At 65.1% G+C, this 15,987-nt stretch carries 12 protein-coding genes and 2 pseudogenes; 4 read left to right on the forward strand and 10 right to left on the reverse strand.

Annotated elements, in window-relative coordinates; genetic code table 11:
* Nucleotides 1–100 precede the first annotated feature (100 nt).
* Nucleotides 101–718, reverse strand: a pseudogene (locus AAFG16_RS04435) (diguanylate cyclase); the annotation flags it as partial.
* Nucleotides 719–899: 181 nt separating this feature from the next.
* Nucleotides 900–1,121, reverse strand: coding sequence for a dodecin (locus AAFG16_RS04440; RefSeq protein ID WP_027562132.1), 222 nt, complete (start codon nucleotides 1,119–1,121; stop codon nucleotides 900–902).
* 332 nt (nucleotides 1,122–1,453) lie between these two features.
* Between AAFG16_RS04440 and AAFG16_RS04445 the strand changes: the two genes are divergently transcribed.
* The 3 genes from AAFG16_RS04445 (at nucleotide 1,454) to AAFG16_RS04455 (ending at nucleotide 5,416) form a co-directional block, all read left to right on the forward strand.
* Nucleotides 1,454–2,455, forward strand: a complete 1,002-nt coding sequence (locus AAFG16_RS04445) for a glycoside hydrolase family 16 protein (protein WP_342737614.1) — start codon at nucleotides 1,454–1,456, stop codon at nucleotides 2,453–2,455.
* Between the two features lie 2 nt (nucleotides 2,456–2,457).
* Nucleotides 2,458–3,924, forward strand: coding sequence for a GH1 family beta-glucosidase (locus AAFG16_RS04450; protein WP_342737616.1), 1,467 nt, complete (start codon nucleotides 2,458–2,460; stop codon nucleotides 3,922–3,924).
* 148 nt (nucleotides 3,925–4,072) lie between these two features.
* Nucleotides 4,073–5,416 carry a squalene monooxygenase gene (locus tag AAFG16_RS04455; protein ID WP_342737618.1) on the forward strand — a complete coding sequence of 448 codons (1,344 nt, stop codon included), beginning with the start codon at nucleotides 4,073–4,075 and terminating at the stop codon, nucleotides 5,414–5,416.
* 100 nt (nucleotides 5,417–5,516) lie between these two features.
* Here AAFG16_RS04455 and AAFG16_RS04460 read toward each other — a convergent pair whose 3' ends face one another.
* From AAFG16_RS04460 to AAFG16_RS04490, 7 genes and pseudogenes are all read right to left on the reverse strand, one after another.
* Nucleotides 5,517–6,074, reverse strand: a complete 558-nt coding sequence (locus tag AAFG16_RS04460) for an HNH endonuclease (protein WP_283083685.1) — start codon at nucleotides 6,072–6,074, stop codon at nucleotides 5,517–5,519.
* A gap of 205 nt (nucleotides 6,075–6,279) precedes the next feature.
* Complete coding sequence (locus tag AAFG16_RS04465) at nucleotides 6,280–7,257, reverse strand: peptidyl-alpha-hydroxyglycine alpha-amidating lyase family protein (RefSeq protein WP_342737620.1); 978 nt, start codon at nucleotides 7,255–7,257, stop codon at nucleotides 6,280–6,282.
* A gap of 136 nt (nucleotides 7,258–7,393) precedes the next feature.
* The gene (locus AAFG16_RS04470) at nucleotides 7,394–9,169 is read right to left on the reverse strand and encodes an NAD(P)-binding domain-containing protein (protein ID WP_342737622.1); all 1,776 of its coding nucleotides are present in this window, start codon (nucleotides 9,167–9,169) and stop codon (nucleotides 7,394–7,396) included.
* Nucleotides 9,170–9,244: 75 nt separating this feature from the next.
* Nucleotides 9,245–10,330, reverse strand: a complete 1,086-nt coding sequence (locus tag AAFG16_RS04475; RefSeq protein ID WP_342737624.1) for a DUF2855 family protein — start codon at nucleotides 10,328–10,330, stop codon at nucleotides 9,245–9,247.
* Nucleotides 10,331–10,431: 101 nt separating this feature from the next.
* The gene (locus tag AAFG16_RS04480) at nucleotides 10,432–11,946 is read right to left on the reverse strand and encodes an acyl-CoA synthetase (RefSeq protein ID WP_342737626.1); all 1,515 of its coding nucleotides are present in this window, start codon (nucleotides 11,944–11,946) and stop codon (nucleotides 10,432–10,434) included.
* A gap of 25 nt (nucleotides 11,947–11,971) precedes the next feature.
* Nucleotides 11,972–13,155, reverse strand: a pseudogene (locus tag AAFG16_RS04485) (ABC transporter substrate-binding protein).
* Nucleotides 13,156–13,193: 38 nt separating this feature from the next.
* Nucleotides 13,194–14,168: a nitronate monooxygenase family protein gene (locus tag AAFG16_RS04490; protein ID WP_283083691.1), complete on the reverse strand. Its 975-nt coding sequence runs from the start codon at nucleotides 14,166–14,168 to the stop codon at nucleotides 13,194–13,196.
* A 183-nt stretch (nucleotides 14,169–14,351) separates the two neighbouring features.
* Here AAFG16_RS04490 and AAFG16_RS04495 point away from each other — a divergent pair, with 183 nt between their 5' ends.
* Nucleotides 14,352–15,239: a LysR family transcriptional regulator gene (locus AAFG16_RS04495; protein WP_283083692.1), complete on the forward strand. Its 888-nt coding sequence runs from the start codon at nucleotides 14,352–14,354 to the stop codon at nucleotides 15,237–15,239.
* Here the strand turns inward: AAFG16_RS04495 and AAFG16_RS04500 are convergent.
* A complete protein-coding gene (locus AAFG16_RS04500) occupies nucleotides 15,236–15,886 on the reverse strand; it encodes a DNA-3-methyladenine glycosylase 2 family protein (protein ID WP_283083693.1) in 651 nt (216 codons plus the stop codon). The two genes, AAFG16_RS04495 and AAFG16_RS04500, sit on opposite strands and share 4 nt — an antisense overlap.
* Nucleotides 15,887–15,987: the final 101 nt, after the last annotated feature.

A 15,987-nucleotide genomic window follows, 5' to 3' on the forward strand; every position in this document is an offset into this window, starting at 1 on the left:
ATGGTCGGCGACGGCCAAGCTGGTGCAGCAGCGTATCGATGGCCGGCACCGCACAGGTCTCGCGCAGCCATTTTTCGGCCTGGTCTCTCAGCTCACCCGGGGACGCCGAGCCGTTCGGCCCGAAGTCGAACCGCTCGTAGAACTTCATGAAATAGGCGACGTCGATCGTGAGCAGGGCGGCGCCGGCGAAGCTGCCGTCGGGATGGTCGATCCGGCGTGAGGCCGTGATGATCCATTGGCCGCCGGCGCGGCTCTTGATCGGCCGCCCGATCAGCGTGCCCTTGTCCGCGGAGTCGCGGTGCTGCCGGAAATAGTCGCGGTCGCTGTTGTTGAACCTGGAGAGATCGACATGCTCGGTCGTGGCGAGCCAGCGGCCAGTCTCGTCATAGACGAAGATGCCGCGGATGCGGTCCGATGATTTGCGGGTCGGCAGGTAGGTCTGGAGCTTTGTGATCGTGTCGGGGCCCGTCCCGTCGAGCTCGAGCCGGTGCACCAGCCCGACCAGGATCGTATCGGCGAGCTCGAAGGTGTCGTCGGCATGCTGGATCAGCGAATGCGCCAGATTGGCGACGTCGATCTCGGCGTTCCTGAGCTCGGCATCGCGCGCCTCCCATTCGCGCCAGGCGCTCAAGCCGAGGATCGCCGCGCAGATCAGCGCGACGAAGCCCGCCGCCCAGAGCGGAAGGCGCGTCTTGCCGAGGTCGCGGTTGGTGACCATCAGGCTTGCTCCAAATCGGCGCAAACCTCTCACCTTGGCCTTAACGGCCTGTTGCAACATCCATGATGATTGTGCGGAGCCGTATTCGACCGGAGACAATCTCCGACATTGCGACAGGTTGTGGTCGAAGGATGTTAACCAAGCCGCCGCCGCGCAATGGCTCCGCCTCCTATCCGCTGCCTCATCCCTCCAGCGTGAAACCGACGCGCAGCGTCACCTGATAGTGGCGCACCGTGCCGTTCTCGATGTGGCCGCGCGTCTGCACCACCTCGAACCATTTCATCTCGCGAACGGTCTTGGCGGCGCGGCTGACCGCATTCTTGATCGCATCCTCGATCGAGGTCTCGGACGATCCGACCAGTTCCAGGATCTTGTAGACGTGATCCGTCTCGGCTGTGGGCATGACTGTTCTCCCCTTGTGTGGCGGCGTGACCTGGATGCTTCGTCCGCAAGCCCGCCGGCTTTCGCGAGACATGCGGCATCCATTGAACGGATGCCGGCGCTTCGGGTTCCCTCCGGCCGCAGAGTGAGGCCGGCGACGGCCGCCTGCCCTCGAGTTTTGGTGAAAGGATGGGGGAATCGATGCAGGTCTGGTTTTTGTAAGTGCACGAAAATCTGGCTCGCATAAGCGGGCGGCGATCCCGAATTTGCGCGCCGGCAGCATGGCTGCACTTGCCGGTCCGAATGCGGGCGAGTTAATTTCTGCGCCTTTCCTGGCCTGTTCCATGTGTGATGATGATCGACAGTTGGACGAGGGGCGCTCTGGTTGCGATCGGTCTCTGCGCCGCGCCTGCGCCAGGCATCGCGCAGGATGATCTCGACGGCGCGCCTGACAGCCTGGCGCTGCAAGTGACGACCGATCCTTCCATGATCGAGTGCCGGCGGCTGGAGACGGTCAATCCGGCCTCGCTCGTGTTCCTGCCGCTGCGCCGGACCTTCAACGACGATTTCGACGAGCACCCGCTCGCGACCGGGCGCTGGGTGCCGCATTACGCTGGCGGTGCGGCGTGGCCTGAGGCCCGCTATTGGGGCGGCGACGGCTCCGACTTCAAGCGCAAGACCAGCGCCAATGGCGAGCAGCAGATCTATGTCGATCCGCGCTACGCGGGGCGCGCCGCAACGCCGCTCGGGCTCGATCCGTTCAAGGTCAAGAACGGCGTGCTGTCGATCGTCGCGCGCCGCACGCCGCCGGAATTGAAGCCGGTGCTGTTCAACAACGAGTACATCTCGGGGATCCTCACCACGCAGGGCACGTTCGCGCAGAAGCACGGTTATTTCGAGATCCGCGCCAAGCTGCCGGTTGGCCATGCGGTGTGGCCGGCGTTCTGGATGCTGGCGGACGACGGCGGCTGGCCGCCGGAGGTCGACGTGCTGGAAGGCCGCGGCGAGCGGCCGGGCGATCTCGTCATGACCACGCATTGGCGGATCCCCTCGACCCAGAAGATCCAGTCCTGCGGCTTCGATTTCGCGGTCGGCGATGCCTCCAGCGCGTTTCATAATTACGGCGTGCTGTGGGAGGAAGACCGGCTGATCTATTTCATCGACCGTAGGCCGGTCTCCGACATCAAGGTGCCGATCGGCTTCGACGATCCCATGTACATGATCGTCAATCTCGCGATTGGATCGAAGTTCTTTCTCGGCGTCGGTCCCGTCGATGCGGAATCGCCCCCGAACGTCGCCTTCGAGATCGACCGGGTCTCGGTCTATCAGATCGACATGGCGCAGGCGCGGAGATAGGAATGCTCGCAAAATTCTCGCGGCGCGGTTTTGCAAAGCTCGCCGGCGTCGCCGCGCTTGGCGCAGCGGCGGGTGCCAGGGGCGCGGAGAATGACGCGCCGGCGATGGACCGCCACGCGCCGGCACCGTTCCCGAAGGAGTTTCTGTGGGGCACGGCGACCTCGTCCTACCAGATCGAGGGCGCGGTCAACGAGGATGGCCGCGGCAAGTCGATCTGGGACATCTTCAGCCACACGCCCGGCAAGATCGAGGACGGCTCGACCGGCGACCGCGCCAACGAGCATTATCATCGCTACAAGGAGGACGTCGCGCTGATCAAGGCGCTCGGCGTCAAGGCTTACCGTTTCTCGATCGCCTGGCCACGGGTGTTTCCCGAAGGCTCAGGCCAGCCCAATCCCAAGGGGCTCGACTTCTACAACCGTCTCGTCGACGAGCTGCTCGCGAACGGCATCACACCTTACGCCACGCTCTATCACTGGGATCTGCCGCAGGCGCTGCAGGACCGTGTCGGCGGCTGGCAGTCGAGCGACACCTCGAAGGCGTTTGCCGATTACGCCGCCTATGTTGCGGCGCGCCTGACCGATCGCGTGAAGACCATCTTCACCGTCAACGAGGTCGGGCGCTTCGTGAATTTCGGCTATGGCTGGGGCATCGACGCGCCCGGCCTCAAGCTGCCGACGGCGCAGCTCAACCAGGCCCGCCATCACGTCGCGCTGGGACACGGGCTTGCGGTGCAGGCGATCCGCGCCTCCGCTCGTGCCGGCACCCGCGTCGGCGCGGCCGAGAACATCGCCGCCTGCGTGCCGGCGATCGCGACGCCGGACAACATCCGCGCCGCCGAGATCGCGACGCGCGAGCTCAATGCCGGCTTTCTCGGCGTGGTGCTGGAGGGCAAGTACACCGACGGCTTCCTCGCCTATGCCGGCGCGGATGCGCCAAAATTCACCCCTGAGGAGTTGAAGATCATCGGCACGCCGAACGATTTCGTCGGTCTCAACATCTACGCGCCGCAGTTCTACGTCACCGCGTCCGAGCGCGCGCCGGGCTTCCACGTGCTGCCGTTTCCGGGCTCGTTCCCGCACATGAACTCGGAATGGCTGCGCATCGGGCCCGAAGTGATCTACTGGGCGCCGCGCCTCGCCGCAAAGATCTGGAACATCCAGAACATCTACATCAGCGAGAACGGCACCTCGTCGGAGGACAAGATCGCCGCCGACGGCCAGGTCTACGACCTCGACCGCATCATGTTCCTGCGCAACTACCTGACCCAGATGCAGCGCGCCATCGCCGAGGGCGTGCCGATCCGCGGCTATTTCCTCTGGAGCCTGATGGACAATTTCGAGTGGATCTTCGGCTACGGCAAGCGCTTCGGCGTCTATCGCGTCGACTTCGAGACCCAGGCGAGGGTCCCGAAGCTGAGCGCCGCGTTCTATCGCGATGTGATCGCGCGAAACGCGATCGGGGCGTGAGGCGAGGACGCGTGCTGCATTCTGACGCAGCGCGCGGGCATCCCGGCCCTCTGTTGCAATAGAAACAAAGGTCCAGCGATCGGAAACATTCCCGTAGTGCGGCCCACGCACAGAAGTGCGGTGAAGCAAAACCACCAAGGGAATGAACATGAACCGTCATTTTGGGCAGCGCGCGGTCGTCATCGGAGCGGGGATGGGCGGATTGTCTGTCGCCGGAGCGCTTTCCTCCGCATTCAAGGAGGTCATCATTCTCGAACGCGACACGCTGCCGGCCTCGGTCATGTCCCGTGCCGGCGTTCCCCAGGATCGGCATCCGCATCTTCTTCTGGCCGGCGGGCTGCAGGCGCTCGACTCGCTCTTCCCCGGATACGCGCAGGATCTCGCCGCGGCTGGTGCCGTTCCTGTGAACGTCTTTAAAGACGTCCACTACGAGCGGCCGGATGTCGGCGCTCTGCCGCGGCGCGATTGCGGGACGTCGCTGCTGTGCGCCTCGCGGCCGCTGATCGAGCACACCTTGCGCCGAAAGGTCGTCGCGATCGCCAATGTGACGTTGCAATCGCAAAGCCGCGTGACGGAGATTGTGCCGGCTGCGATCCGGCCGATGGTCAAGTTCGAGACCGACGCAGGCGTTGGTGCCGCGATCGAGGCTGATCTCGTGATCGACGCATCCGGCCGCGGCGCGCCGACCCTTGGCCTGCTCGATGCGCTTGGCTGGGAAAAGCCGCAGGAAACCGTCGTGGGCGTCGACATCAGCTACACCACCGCGGTTCTCAGGGCAGCGCCGACCTCGTTCAACTGGCTCAATCTCGTCACCTTGCCCGATCCGGCCATCTCGGCGACAGCCGGGTTGATCATTCCGCTCGAAGGCGGGCGCTGGTTTGCAACGATTTCCCATCACGGTGCGACGGATCACCCGGAGACCTGGGAGGAGTTTCTCGCCGTTGCGCGCCAGTTGAACACGCCTGCGATCTACAATGCGATCTACAAGCTGTTGCCGCCCGGTGGCCTCCGGCATTTCGTGCTTGATGCGAGCCGCTGGCGGCATTTCGAACGGCTCGAGCGGTTGCCGCACGGGATTCTTCCGGTGGCGGACTCGCTGTGCCGGTTCAATCCGGTCTACGGCCAGGGCATGACGGTCGCGGCGCGCGAGGCAAAGCTGCTGCACGATATCCTGGGGCGCGTGGCCGGGGAGGAGGAGCCGATCGAGGCGCTCCAGGCTGCGTTCATGTCCGAAGTGGGTACGCTGCTTCAGGCGCCCTGGAACATGGGCGTGAACGCCGATTTCGCCTATCCCACCACGCGCGGCGAGCGCCCGGAGCGTTACGAGGAAAGCCGGCAGTTCGAGGCCGCTCTATTCCGGGCCGCTGTGGCCGATCCGGTGGTTCAGCGGGCGTTCTCCGATGTCGTGCAGCTCATGGAGCCGTTCGACCTGCTCAACCAGCCCGATATCCGGCAGCGAATCGAGTCTCATTCCCTTGCGCAGAGCGCCTGACGTTCGATGAGACGAAGACCCGTCGGCAAGCCGGCGGGTCTTTTGCTCTCGAGGTCGGCAGATCGCACGAACGGCCGGGCGTGGTGGACGCTGTATCGGCCTACGGATCCAGCTCAGTATCCCAGTAGAGATAGTCCAGCCAGCTGTCGTGCAGATAGTTCGGCGGGAACAGGCGGCCGTTGCGGTGGAGCTGGTGCACGGTCGGGGCGAACGCGCTCTGGCGCGGAAACATCCTGGCTTGCGCCGGGGTGAGATTGCCCTTGCGCAGGTTACAGGGCGAGCACGCCGCGACCACGTTCTCCCAGGTGGTCTGGCCGCCTTTGCTGCGCGGGATGATGTGATCGAAGGTGAGGTCTTCGGGCGAGCCGCAATATTGGCAAGCGAAACGATCGCGCAGGAAGACGTTGAAACGGGTGAAGGCGGGATGGGTGGTCGGCTTGACGAAGGATTTGAGCGAGACGACGCTGGGCAGCTGCATTTGCAGCGTGGGACTTCGAACCGCCTGATCGTAATGCGCGACGATGTTGACGCGGTCGAGGAACACCGCCTTGATCGCGTCTTGCCACGACCACAGAGACAGTGGGTAGTAACTCAGCGGCCGGAAGTCCGCATTCAGGACCAGCACCGGCCAACTGCCTTGCGAGACATGTGCGTTCAAGTAACGCTCCCGGCCTCCAATGTACGCTGCGAAGCAGCATGTACTGACATACTACATGCAGCGTGACGGGATTGTGAAGCCCGTTGAGCGACTTATTCAGGCGCAAGCAATGCGGCGGCGGGGTGGCAAGCGCTCAAAAACGCCGCGATTCGGGGAGGGGTCATGCGAGGCCGGCCCGGAACCCCTGATGCGGCTCGCCGACGCCTCACTCCCGCACCCGCTCCAGCTTCTGCAGGCAGCGCGTGGCGCGCACTGCGGCCGGCATCTCCTCGTCGGGAAAGCTGGTTTTCCAGTTGGTGACGCCGACCTCGCCGACATAGATGTCGCCCCTCGAATCCAGCGCGATGCCGTGCGGGGCCAGGAATTTTCCGCTGGCAACGCCCGGGCCTTGCTCGCCGCCGAGGCGCGCGATGCGCTTGCCCTGCGCGTCGACGATCGACAGCCGCGGGCCGAGATTTGGCACATTGCGGTTGATGTCGAGGCCGGGGCCGAGCTCGCCGATGACGAAGGTCGGGCTCTTGGCCCCGCCGCAACAACACAGCGCGCAGGGGCGGTGCAAATTGTTCCACTGCGTCTCGTATTTGCCCTCGCCGTTGAACACCTGCACGCGATGGTTCTCGCGGTCGGCGACATAGACCCAGCCGTCGGCATCGGTCGCGATGTTGTGTACGATGTTGAACTGGCCGGGATCGGTGCCGGGCTCGCCCCAGCTCTTGATCAGCTTGCCATCGGGCGTGAACTTGTGGACGCGCGCATTGCCATAACCGTCGGAGACGTAGATCTCGCCTTTCGGCGACAGCGCGGTGTGAGTGCAGCGGTGAAACGGCTCGCCGCTCATGAACGGCGACGGCTTTGCGGGGATGCCGATCGTCAGCAGCACCTTGCCGTCGGTCGTGCATTTGCGCACGGTGTGGTCGCCGTCGTCGGTGCAGTAGAGATTGTCGTCGGCGTCGATATGCAGGCCGTGCGCACGGGAGAACAGGCCCTCGCCAAAACTCCGCAGGAAATTGCCCTCGCGGTCGAGCACCACCATCGGATGGGCGCCGCGGTTGAAGACGTAGACGCGGTCCTTGCTGTCGACCGCGACCGAGGCCACGTCGGTGAGCTGCCAGCCGTCGGGAAGTTTCGCGAAATTGTCGACGACGCGGTAGCGGTGCTCGCCGGTGCCGAGAATGGCTGGCATGGGTGTCCCTTCCTCTCGCTGTCTCTGTCGTGCTCGTCTGCATCCGCGTCGTCATTGCGAGCGCAGCGAAGCAATCCAGAGTATCTCCGCGGTGGGATTCTGGATTGCTTCGCTACGCTCGCAATGACGGTGCTGCTCAAGCCGTGCCGACCTCACGCGCCAAAATCCCTTCCTCGATCGCCTTGATCTGGAGCGCGAGATATTTCGAGTTGATGCGGCACTGCGCGAGGCTGCCGGCGATGAACCACAGGCCGGGCTGCCTGGTGCGCGCATACATGTTGCGCAATTCAAAGCCATCGCCAAAGCCCCAGACCGGGCCGACGCGGTCGGCGATGGCATCCCCGAACAGTTTTCGCACGAGGTACTCCTGCGGCTTGTAGCCGGTTGAGAGCACGATGAGATCGGCGGCAATCATCGTGCCGTCCTTCATCTGTGCGCCCGTGGCCGTAAAGCCTTCGATGTCGGAGAACTGCTTCAGCTTGATCGCGCCCTCGACGATCAGATTGGAGCAGCCGACGTTGAAGTAATAGCCGCCGCCGCGGGTGAGGTATTTGAACTGCCAGCCGGTGCCGGCCTCGCCGAAATCGAGCTTGAAGCCGACGTGAGCAAGACCGTCGAGCAGCTCCTTGTCGAGCTGCTTCGATTGCTCGGTCAGCATCACATGGGTCTTCCTCGCGAGCGGCGTCGGCATCGAGACCGCGATCAGGTCGTTGTCCTCGAGCGTGCCTTCATTGTAGGTCGCGTAAGCCAGCTGCGCCGAGGGCTCGATATTGGTGACGAGCGTGGGCGAGCGCTGCACCAGCGTCACCTCGGCGCCGCTGGAATGAAGATCCTGCGCGATGTCGTGGCCGCTGTTGCCGGTGCCGATGACGATGGCGCGCTTGCCGGTCCAGTTCTCGCCGTCCTCGTAGCGGCTGGAATGCAGCAGCGTGCCCTTGAAATTGTCGAGGGTCGGAATGTCGGGAATGTTGGCGATGCCGCTGACGCCGGTCGCCATGATCACGTGGCGTGGATGCATGGTGCGCTTGCTGCCATCGGCGCTGCGCAGCGTCACCGTCCAGTGGCCCTCCGGCTCGTCATAGGCGCCGCCCTCGAATTCGGTGCCGGTCCAGAAATTCAGCTCCATCGCATCGACGTAAGCTTCGAACCAGTTGGCGAGCTTGTCCTTGGGGATGTAGACCGGCCAGCTCGGCGGGAACGGCATGTAGGGCATATGATTGACCTGCACCTGATTGTGCAGGGTCAGCGCGTGATAGCGCTTGCGCCAATTGTCGCCGATCCGCGACCCGCGATCGACGATCAGCGTGTCGATCTTGAGCTGCTTCAGCCGTGCCGCGATCGCAAGCCCGGCCTGGCCGCCGCCGACCACCAGCACGGTCGGATCGCGGTCCGCATAGTCGCGCGAGGCGTTGCGCTGGTCGAGCCAGTTCGGTCCGCGAAAATCGCGCGAATAGGCCTGCCCCCGCGGCCGCGATGTGCCGAGTTGCTCCTCAAATCCCTTGAGCTCGTCGAGCGCGGTGAGCAGCGTCCACGCCTTCAGCCGATCGCCATCGGCGGCATCGGGCACGAGCCGCACGATGCCGCTGCCGCGGCCGAGCGCGGTCTCGAAATTGAAGATCGCTTCGATGTTGTTGGTGCCGGCGCGCATCACCCAGCGCGGCGGCGCGCGGTTCGGCGCGATTTTGAAGTTGGTGGGAGCCGCCTTGGCCGCGAGCACGGTCAGAGATTGCGCAACTGCATCGCGTCCAGCGATCGTCTGCAGGTTCCAGCTTAGCGCCAGCACATCGCGCCAGAAACACTCGGCAACGAACAGGCGGTCGAGCGCTTCGCGGTCAGGCTTTCCCAGCGTGCGCTCGAATTCATCGAGCCAGGCCTGCGCGGAGGCAGCAATATCCTTCGTACGATCCAGCATGCGCGACCTCGTGGCCGTCTTTGGCGTTTCCCTTGAGAGGAACGCTATACCGGATCAGCCCATGCCAAAAGCGATTTACCCGAGCAGCGAGAGCATGTGGCCCTGCTCGGGCGGAATGCGCCCCTTCAGCGTGTCGAGATAGACCTGCCGCACGGCGTCCGGGCCGCGGCTCTCTATCACGGTCAGGCGCTGGTCGAGCGTCGGCGCGAAGCCCGACCAGGCCCGGCCGAAACGCTGCTCGATGCCGCCCGGGCCCCAGTCCTTGGCGCGTTTGCGGATCGTCTCGGGCGCGGAGAACCAGCGCGGCTTGGCGCCGGGCAGGGCGGCTTCCTCGGAATCGGTGGCGCGATGCGTCAAGCCGACGCGCATCGAGCATTTCATCTGGTCGCCAAAATGCCGATGCAGTCCGGCGCGCAGCGCGCTGTTGCCGGCCATGTCGATGAAGGCGACCGGCGTGTCCGAGGGCAGCGATGCCACGCGGTCATAGGTGACGATCTCGTCATAGCAGCCGAGCGAGGTGACGAAAGCGGTATTGCCCGATGAGGTCAGCCCGATCACCTTGCGGCCTCGCGCATGCAGGAGATGGCCGAGCCCGAACGCGGTCTTGCTCGATGCGCTCGAGAGCAGCACGGTGCGCGCGCCAAAATCGTCGTTCTCGGCGAGAAAATCGTCGACCAGGAACGACAGCATGAACAGCGGCCGCAGCAGCGCCTGGTAGTCACCCTGCCGTCCGGCATAGGCGGGATCGCCACTGACGCGCGCATAGGCGTTGTAGACGGGCGCTACGTTCTGCCGGTGCGCGGCACCGTCGCGCAGTCCCCGCTTGCTGACGTCAGCGGCTTCGATGACGAGATGCGTCGCCATCGGGAAGTAGCCGAACAGGCGCTCGCCGACCGGCACGTTCGGATGCCGCGAGGCGATCACATCGCCGAAGCCCCACACCGGAATAGTGCCAAAACCTTTTGGCGCGGGAAACAGCTCCCAATATTTCACGGTGTCGCCGAGCACGGCATAGGTGATGTTGTTGGCGGTGAAGGCGAAGCGGTCGACCTTCACCAGCAGCGCATCTAGCGGCAGCGCGTCGGCTGCGGGAAGCGTCGTTGAGATCGTCTTGCAGGTTTCGAAATCGTCCCGTGCGACGATGAAGTCGGAGGCTGTCATGATGTCGATCCCGGCTCATGCCCGTCCCGGGATCTCAATCGGTCACGCGTGCGGGATTTGCAACAGCAACATAGTTTTAAACGCTGTTCGCTCGCCTCCCGTTAGGTCCGGTTCGCCCAGTAGGGATCGCGCAGCTTGCGCTTGAAGATCTTCCCCGTTGCCTCCCGCGGCAGCGCATCCAGGAACTGGACCTCCTTCGGCACCTTGAAGTTTGCCAATCGCTCGCGCAGGAAGGCCTGCACCGCGGCAGCGGAGAGCTGCGCACCTGTCTCCGGTTCGATGCAGGCGCACAGCCGCTCGCCGAACTCAGCATCCGGGATGCCGAACACCGCGCAATCGCGCACGCCGGGCATTGTGATCAGCACGTTCTCGATCTCGGCGGGATAGATGTTGACCCCGCCTGAGATCACCATGTCGCGCTTGCGGTCGCATAGGAACAGATAGCCGTCTTCGTCGAGATAGCCTACGTCGCCGACGCTGACGAGGCCGTCGCGTCCCGCCTCGGCCCGCGCCTGCGCCTTGCCGTGATAGTCGAAATCCGGCACCGCCGTCTGGCGCATGTAGATCTCGCCGACCTCATTGACGCCGCAGAGGCTGCCGTCGTCGCGAAAAATCTTGACGATGCCGCCTTCGATGGCGCGGCCGACGGTCCCCGGTTTCTTCAGCGCCTCTTCGGCCGAGTGCCACACCGGAATGCCCGTCTCGGTCGAGCCGAAATATTCGTTGATGACCGGTCCCCACCAATCGATCATGGCCCGCTTGACCTCGGGCGGGCAGGGCGCGGCACCGTGCACCACGAAACGCAGCGAGGAGAGGTCGTAGCACTGTCTCACGTCCTCGGGCAGCCGCAGCAACCGGACGAACATGGTCGGCACCATGTGGATATGCGTGACGCGGTGGCGCTCGATCAGTGCCAGCAGCTCCTCGGCGTCGAACCGCGCCTGGAGGACGATGGTGCAGCCGCTGCGGAACGCCAGCATGCCGTAGGAGTGCGGCGCCGAGTGGTACATCGGGCCGTTGATCAGCACGACCTGGTTGTCGCGCGGCTTGATGCCATAGGCGATCGCGCCGACGCGCTCGGAGGCGGCCGCCTGTTCGGGCCGCATCGGCATGCGCCGCACGCCCTTCGGCATGCCCGTGGTCCCCGACGTGTAGATCATTGCCGCGGCACGGCGCGGCGGGGCCTGATCTTCCGGATGGCCATCGCGCCAGGGGTCCCAATCGGTCAGTCCCGCCGGGACCTGGGTCAGCTCGGGCGGAACGGCGAAGGTCGCCGCGAGCTCGGGCGGCGTCGCGACGACGAGCAGGCGGACATCCTTGGGCAGGCCCGCGCGGATCTGCGGCAGCAGATCAGCATGGCAGACCAGGATCTTCGCACCGCTATCCGTCAGGATGTAGCGGACCTCCTCGGCCTTGAGGTGCCAGTTGATCGGCACCACCGGGCTGCCCAATGCGGCGGAGGCCGCGACCACCTCGAACAGCGCGAAATCGTTGCGCAGCATCATCGCAACCGGTGCGCCTTCGACAAGGCCAAGGGCGCGGATACCGCTCGCCGCGCGCCTGATACGGGCCTGGATCTCGTCGTGGCCGATCCGGCGTTCACCGCTGATGATCATGGCGTGTCCCTTTTCGCGCTCGAGTCTAGCGATCGTCCAGCACGTCGCCGAATCCGACCCAGCTCTTGCCGTTGAAGCGGCGGAGCTGAAGCTGCTGGAACGGCAGATAGTCGTCGGGGCCGGTGGTGACAGACATGCCCGGCAGCAGCAGGGGCAGCTTCACCTCCTTGAGCGAAGCGGCCTGGCGCATGATGTTGTCGCGGCTGAAATCATCCTTGCACGCCTTCAACACCGTCATCAGCAGTGTCGCATAGTGGTAGCCGGCCGCGTAGTTGGAATTGGAGAGGTCCGCGTTCGGCATGTATTGCTTCATGAAGGCAAAGTATTCCTTCACGCCGGGATCGCTGGCCCATTGCGGGTCCATCGTGTCCTTCTGGTTGCTCGACGAGATCAGGCCGACCGCGTTGTCGAGCCCGGCCGGCTCGAGGAACGAGATCGACGAGGCCGAGGTCGGCACGAAGAGCAGCTCGGGCTTCCAGCCGATCTCGGCCACACCCTTGACCATCTGCGAGGTGAACTTGCCGAGCACGACGCCGAACAGCACGTCGGCGCCGGAGGCCTTCAGGGTCGAGAGCTGCGAGCTGATCGTCGGCGCGCTGGTCTCGTAGGTCTGCTCCGCCACGATCATGCTGGCGGCCTTCTCGCCGAGCGCGCGCTTGAAGCCGGCGACATAGTCTCGGCCGAAATCGTCGTTCTGGGACAGGATGGCGATCTTCGCGCTAGGCTTCGTGCGCAGCACGTGCTTGGCATAGACCACGCCCTCGGATTCGTAGGCGGCCATGCCGGGCATGGTCCACGCATATTTCTGCGGACTGCCCATTTCGTCGCGCCCGAGAGCACGAACAGCTGCGGCACCTTCTTGCCGTTGAGGTAGCGCTGCACGGCGCTGTTGGTGGCGGTGCCGAGCGAGCCGAACATCATCAGCACCTCGTCCTGCTCGACCAGCTTGCGGGTCTGCTCCACCGTCTTCGGCGGCGAGTAGGCGTCGTCCAGCGTGATGAACTTGACCTTGCGGCCGTTGATGCCGCCCTCGGCATTGACCTTCTCGAAGAACGCCTCCTGCGTCCGTCCGATCGCGCCGAAGCCCGAGGCCGGGCCGCTATAGGGCAGGGTCTGACCGATCCGGATCTCGTTGCTGCCTTCGGCGCCGGCGGTTCCGGTCGCGAGCGTCAGCAACGACAGGCCGATCAGTGCGGCTGCCAGCTTCATTGTGTCCTCCCGTTGTTCTTGTCCGTCAGTCTGAGCCGTCAGGCGCTGGCGCGCATCAGGAAATCCTGCCGGGCCTGGTCGAACTCGCCCTTGAGCCGGTCGACCAGCTCGGCGACCGGCGGTGCGTCGGTGATCTGGCCGATGCCCTGGCCCGATCCCCAGATGTCGCGCCACGCCTTGGATTTCATGTTGCCGCCGGAGCCGAAATTCATCTTTGATTTGTCGGCGGCCGGGAGATTGTCCGGATCGAGCCCCGCGGCGGCGATTGAGGGTCCCAAGTAATTGCCATGCACGCCGGTGAACAGGTTAGTGTAGACGATATCGTGCGCGGTGTGCTGCGTCAGCGCCAACTTGTAGGCTTCATCGGCATTGGCTTCCTGCGTGGCGATGAAGCGCGTGCCCACATAGGCGAGGTCGGCGCCCAGCGTCAGCGCGGAGGCTATGCCAAAGCCGTCGCTGATCGCGCCCGACAGCAGGATCGCGCCGCCGAACCATTGCTTGACCTCGCGCACCAGCGCGAAGGGCGACAGCGTGCCGGCATGCCCGCCCGCGCCGGCGCAGACCAGTATCAGGCCGTCAACGCCCTGCTCGGCGGCTTTCCGTGCATGCTTGACGTTGATGACGTCGTGGAACACCAGCCCGCCATAGGAATGCGCGGCCTCGACGATCTCGGCCGGCGGCCGCAGCGAGGTGATGATGATGGGCGCCTTGTGCTTCACGCAGGTCTCCATGTCCTTCATCAGCCGGTCGTTGGAGGCGTGGCAGATCTGGTTGACGGCGTAGGGTGCGACCCTTTTGCCGGGATTGCGCGACTTGTATTCGCCAAGCTCGTCCTCGATCCGGCTCAGCCACTCGCCAAGCTTCTCGACCGGACGGGCATTGAGCGCGGGAAACGAGCCGACGATTCCCGCCTTGCACTGGGCGATCACCAGCTCCGGTCCTGAGACGATGAAGAGCGGCGAGCCGACGACGGGCAGCTCCAGATTGTTCTTGAGCAGGGCGGGCAGTGCCATCCGATCCTCCTGACGACGCACGCGTCAACGGCCTGCCGGCCGATGGTGAGCGCTTCCATGTTGATCTGTCGCGCCGGCGGAGTGTCCTCGCCTTGGCGCTTTGACCCCACTATAGGGTTGGACGACGGGCGGGGATCGTTCAATATTGAACAAGCAGGTATTCATGTTTGAACGGAGCCGGCGGTGGATTGGGATCTCTGCAAGACCTTCGTCGCGGTCGCCGACACCGGCAGCTTCAGCGCCGCGGCAAAGCGGCTGCACGCGAGCCACCCGACCGTCAGCCGCAAGATCGCGGCGCTGGAGGCGCAGCTCGGCACCAAGCTGCTGGCGCGCGCCGCCGACGGCTTCGTACTCACCGCCGACGGCCGGACGCTGCGCGAGCATGCGGAAGCGATGGCGGCTGCCGCGCTCCGGGCCGAGGCCGCGGTCGGCGCCGGCGGGCGCAAGGCGCGCGGCACGGTCAAGCTGTCGATCGGCGCGACGCTGGCCTCGCACTGGCTGATGCCGCGGCTGCGGTCCTTTCTCGGCGCGCATGATCACATCCGGCTCGAGATCATCACCCATCCGTTTCCGGCCAGCGTGCGCCGCCGGGAGGCCGACGTCGTGTTGCGGCCGGTCGACAGCGGCGAGGAAAACTTGGTCGGCCGCAAGATCGGTCGTCTCGGCACCGGCTTCTATGCCTCGCGGGACTATGCCGCCGGCCGGTCCCTGCCGGAGCGCAGCGGCGAGTGGAAGGGGCACAGCGTGATCGGCTTTGCCGATCAGGATTCCAACGCGCAGCTGGCGCGCTGGAGCAATGCGATCACGCGCCAGGGCACCGTCGTGATGCGCTGCTCGTCGCAGGGCGACATGCTGGCGGCGGTGCGCGCAGGGATTGGCATCTCCGCGCTGTCCTGCTTCGTCGCGGAGAGCTATCCGGATCTCGTGCGCGTCGCGCCGCAGAAGCTCGTCAGTGTTGCCGACCTCTGGCTGCTCGCCCACCCTGATCTGGTCGAGCTGTCCGCGGTGCGCGCCGTGGTCGACTTCGTGGCCGAATGCGCCCGCGCCGATCGCGAGCAGCTGCGGGGCTAATTTCCGGCGAGCACACCCTCGCGCTTCTTCACCGCGCGATAATAGCTCCACCACAGATGCGCCGCGGCGCCGCGCAGGGGTCGCCAGGGTTCGGCGAGCGGCGCCATCTGCTTCTCGGTCGGCCGCGCCTTCAGGCCAAGGCCAATCTTGATGCCCTCCTGCACAGCGAGATCGCCGGCCGGCCAGGCATCGCCATGGCCGAGGCAAAACAAGAGATAGACGTCCGCGGTCCACGGCCCGATGCCGGGCAACGAGATCAGCGTGTGATGCGCGGCGTCGGCGTCCTCTTCGGCCAGCACGTCGAGGTTCAGCCGCTGCGCATTGATCTCGCGCGCGAGATGCTTCAGCGTCTTGATCTTGGCGGCGGAGAGGCCGAGCCGCCCCAGCCGGTCGGTGCGGGCGCGACGCACGGCGTCATGGTCGAATGGGTCGAACGCTGCCGACAGCCGTCCCCAGATCGCCGCCGCGCTCGCGGTCGAAAGCTGCTGCCCGCAGACGATGTGGGCCAGCCCGGTAAAGCCCGGCTCGCGCCGCCGGAGCGCCGGCATGCCCGCGATCTCGAACACGGGCTTGAGGCGCGGATCGCGCTTGATCAGCGCGTGGACGGCCTCTTCGAGATCGGACTGGCTTTCGAGGTGGATGGTCATCGCAGTTCGGCAAGCTCTTTCCGGCGTCATGGCCGGGCTTGACCCGGCCATCCATCTCCTATCGTAACAGAGTCATGGAGGATGGATTGCCGGGTCAAGCC

The organism is Bradyrhizobium sp. B117 (assembly GCF_038969555.1).
GTDB lineage: Bacteria > Pseudomonadota > Alphaproteobacteria > Rhizobiales > Xanthobacteraceae > Bradyrhizobium.

What these genes read in the sequence shown, in the direction of transcription:
- AAFG16_RS04470 (WP_342737622.1), bottom strand. Translation starts at nt 9,169, where the DNA reads ATGCTGGATCGTACGAAGGATATTGCTGCCTCCGCGCAGGCCTGGCTC.
- AAFG16_RS04455 (WP_342737618.1), top strand. Translation starts at nt 4,073, where the DNA reads ATGAACCGTCATTTTGGGCAGCGCGCGGTCGTCATCGGAGCGGGGATG.
- AAFG16_RS04475 (WP_342737624.1), bottom strand. Translation starts at nt 10,330, where the DNA reads ATGACAGCCTCCGACTTCATCGTCGCACGGGACGATTTCGAAACCTGC.
- AAFG16_RS04450 (WP_342737616.1), top strand. Translation starts at nt 2,458, where the DNA reads ATGCTCGCAAAATTCTCGCGGCGCGGTTTTGCAAAGCTCGCCGGCGTC.
- AAFG16_RS04465 (WP_342737620.1), bottom strand. Translation starts at nt 7,257, where the DNA reads ATGCCAGCCATTCTCGGCACCGGCGAGCACCGCTACCGCGTCGTCGAC.
- AAFG16_RS04490 (WP_283083691.1), bottom strand. Translation starts at nt 14,168, where the DNA reads ATGGCACTGCCCGCCCTGCTCAAGAACAATCTGGAGCTGCCCGTCGTC.
- AAFG16_RS04440 (WP_027562132.1), bottom strand. Translation starts at nt 1,121, where the DNA reads ATGCCCACAGCCGAGACGGATCACGTCTACAAGATCCTGGAACTGGTC.
- AAFG16_RS04480 (WP_342737626.1), bottom strand. Translation starts at nt 11,946, where the DNA reads ATGATCATCAGCGGTGAACGCCGGATCGGCCACGACGAGATCCAGGCC.
- AAFG16_RS04500 (WP_283083693.1), bottom strand. Translation starts at nt 15,886, where the DNA reads ATGACCATCCACCTCGAAAGCCAGTCCGATCTCGAAGAGGCCGTCCAC.
- AAFG16_RS04445 (WP_342737614.1), top strand. Translation starts at nt 1,454, where the DNA reads ATGATCGACAGTTGGACGAGGGGCGCTCTGGTTGCGATCGGTCTCTGC.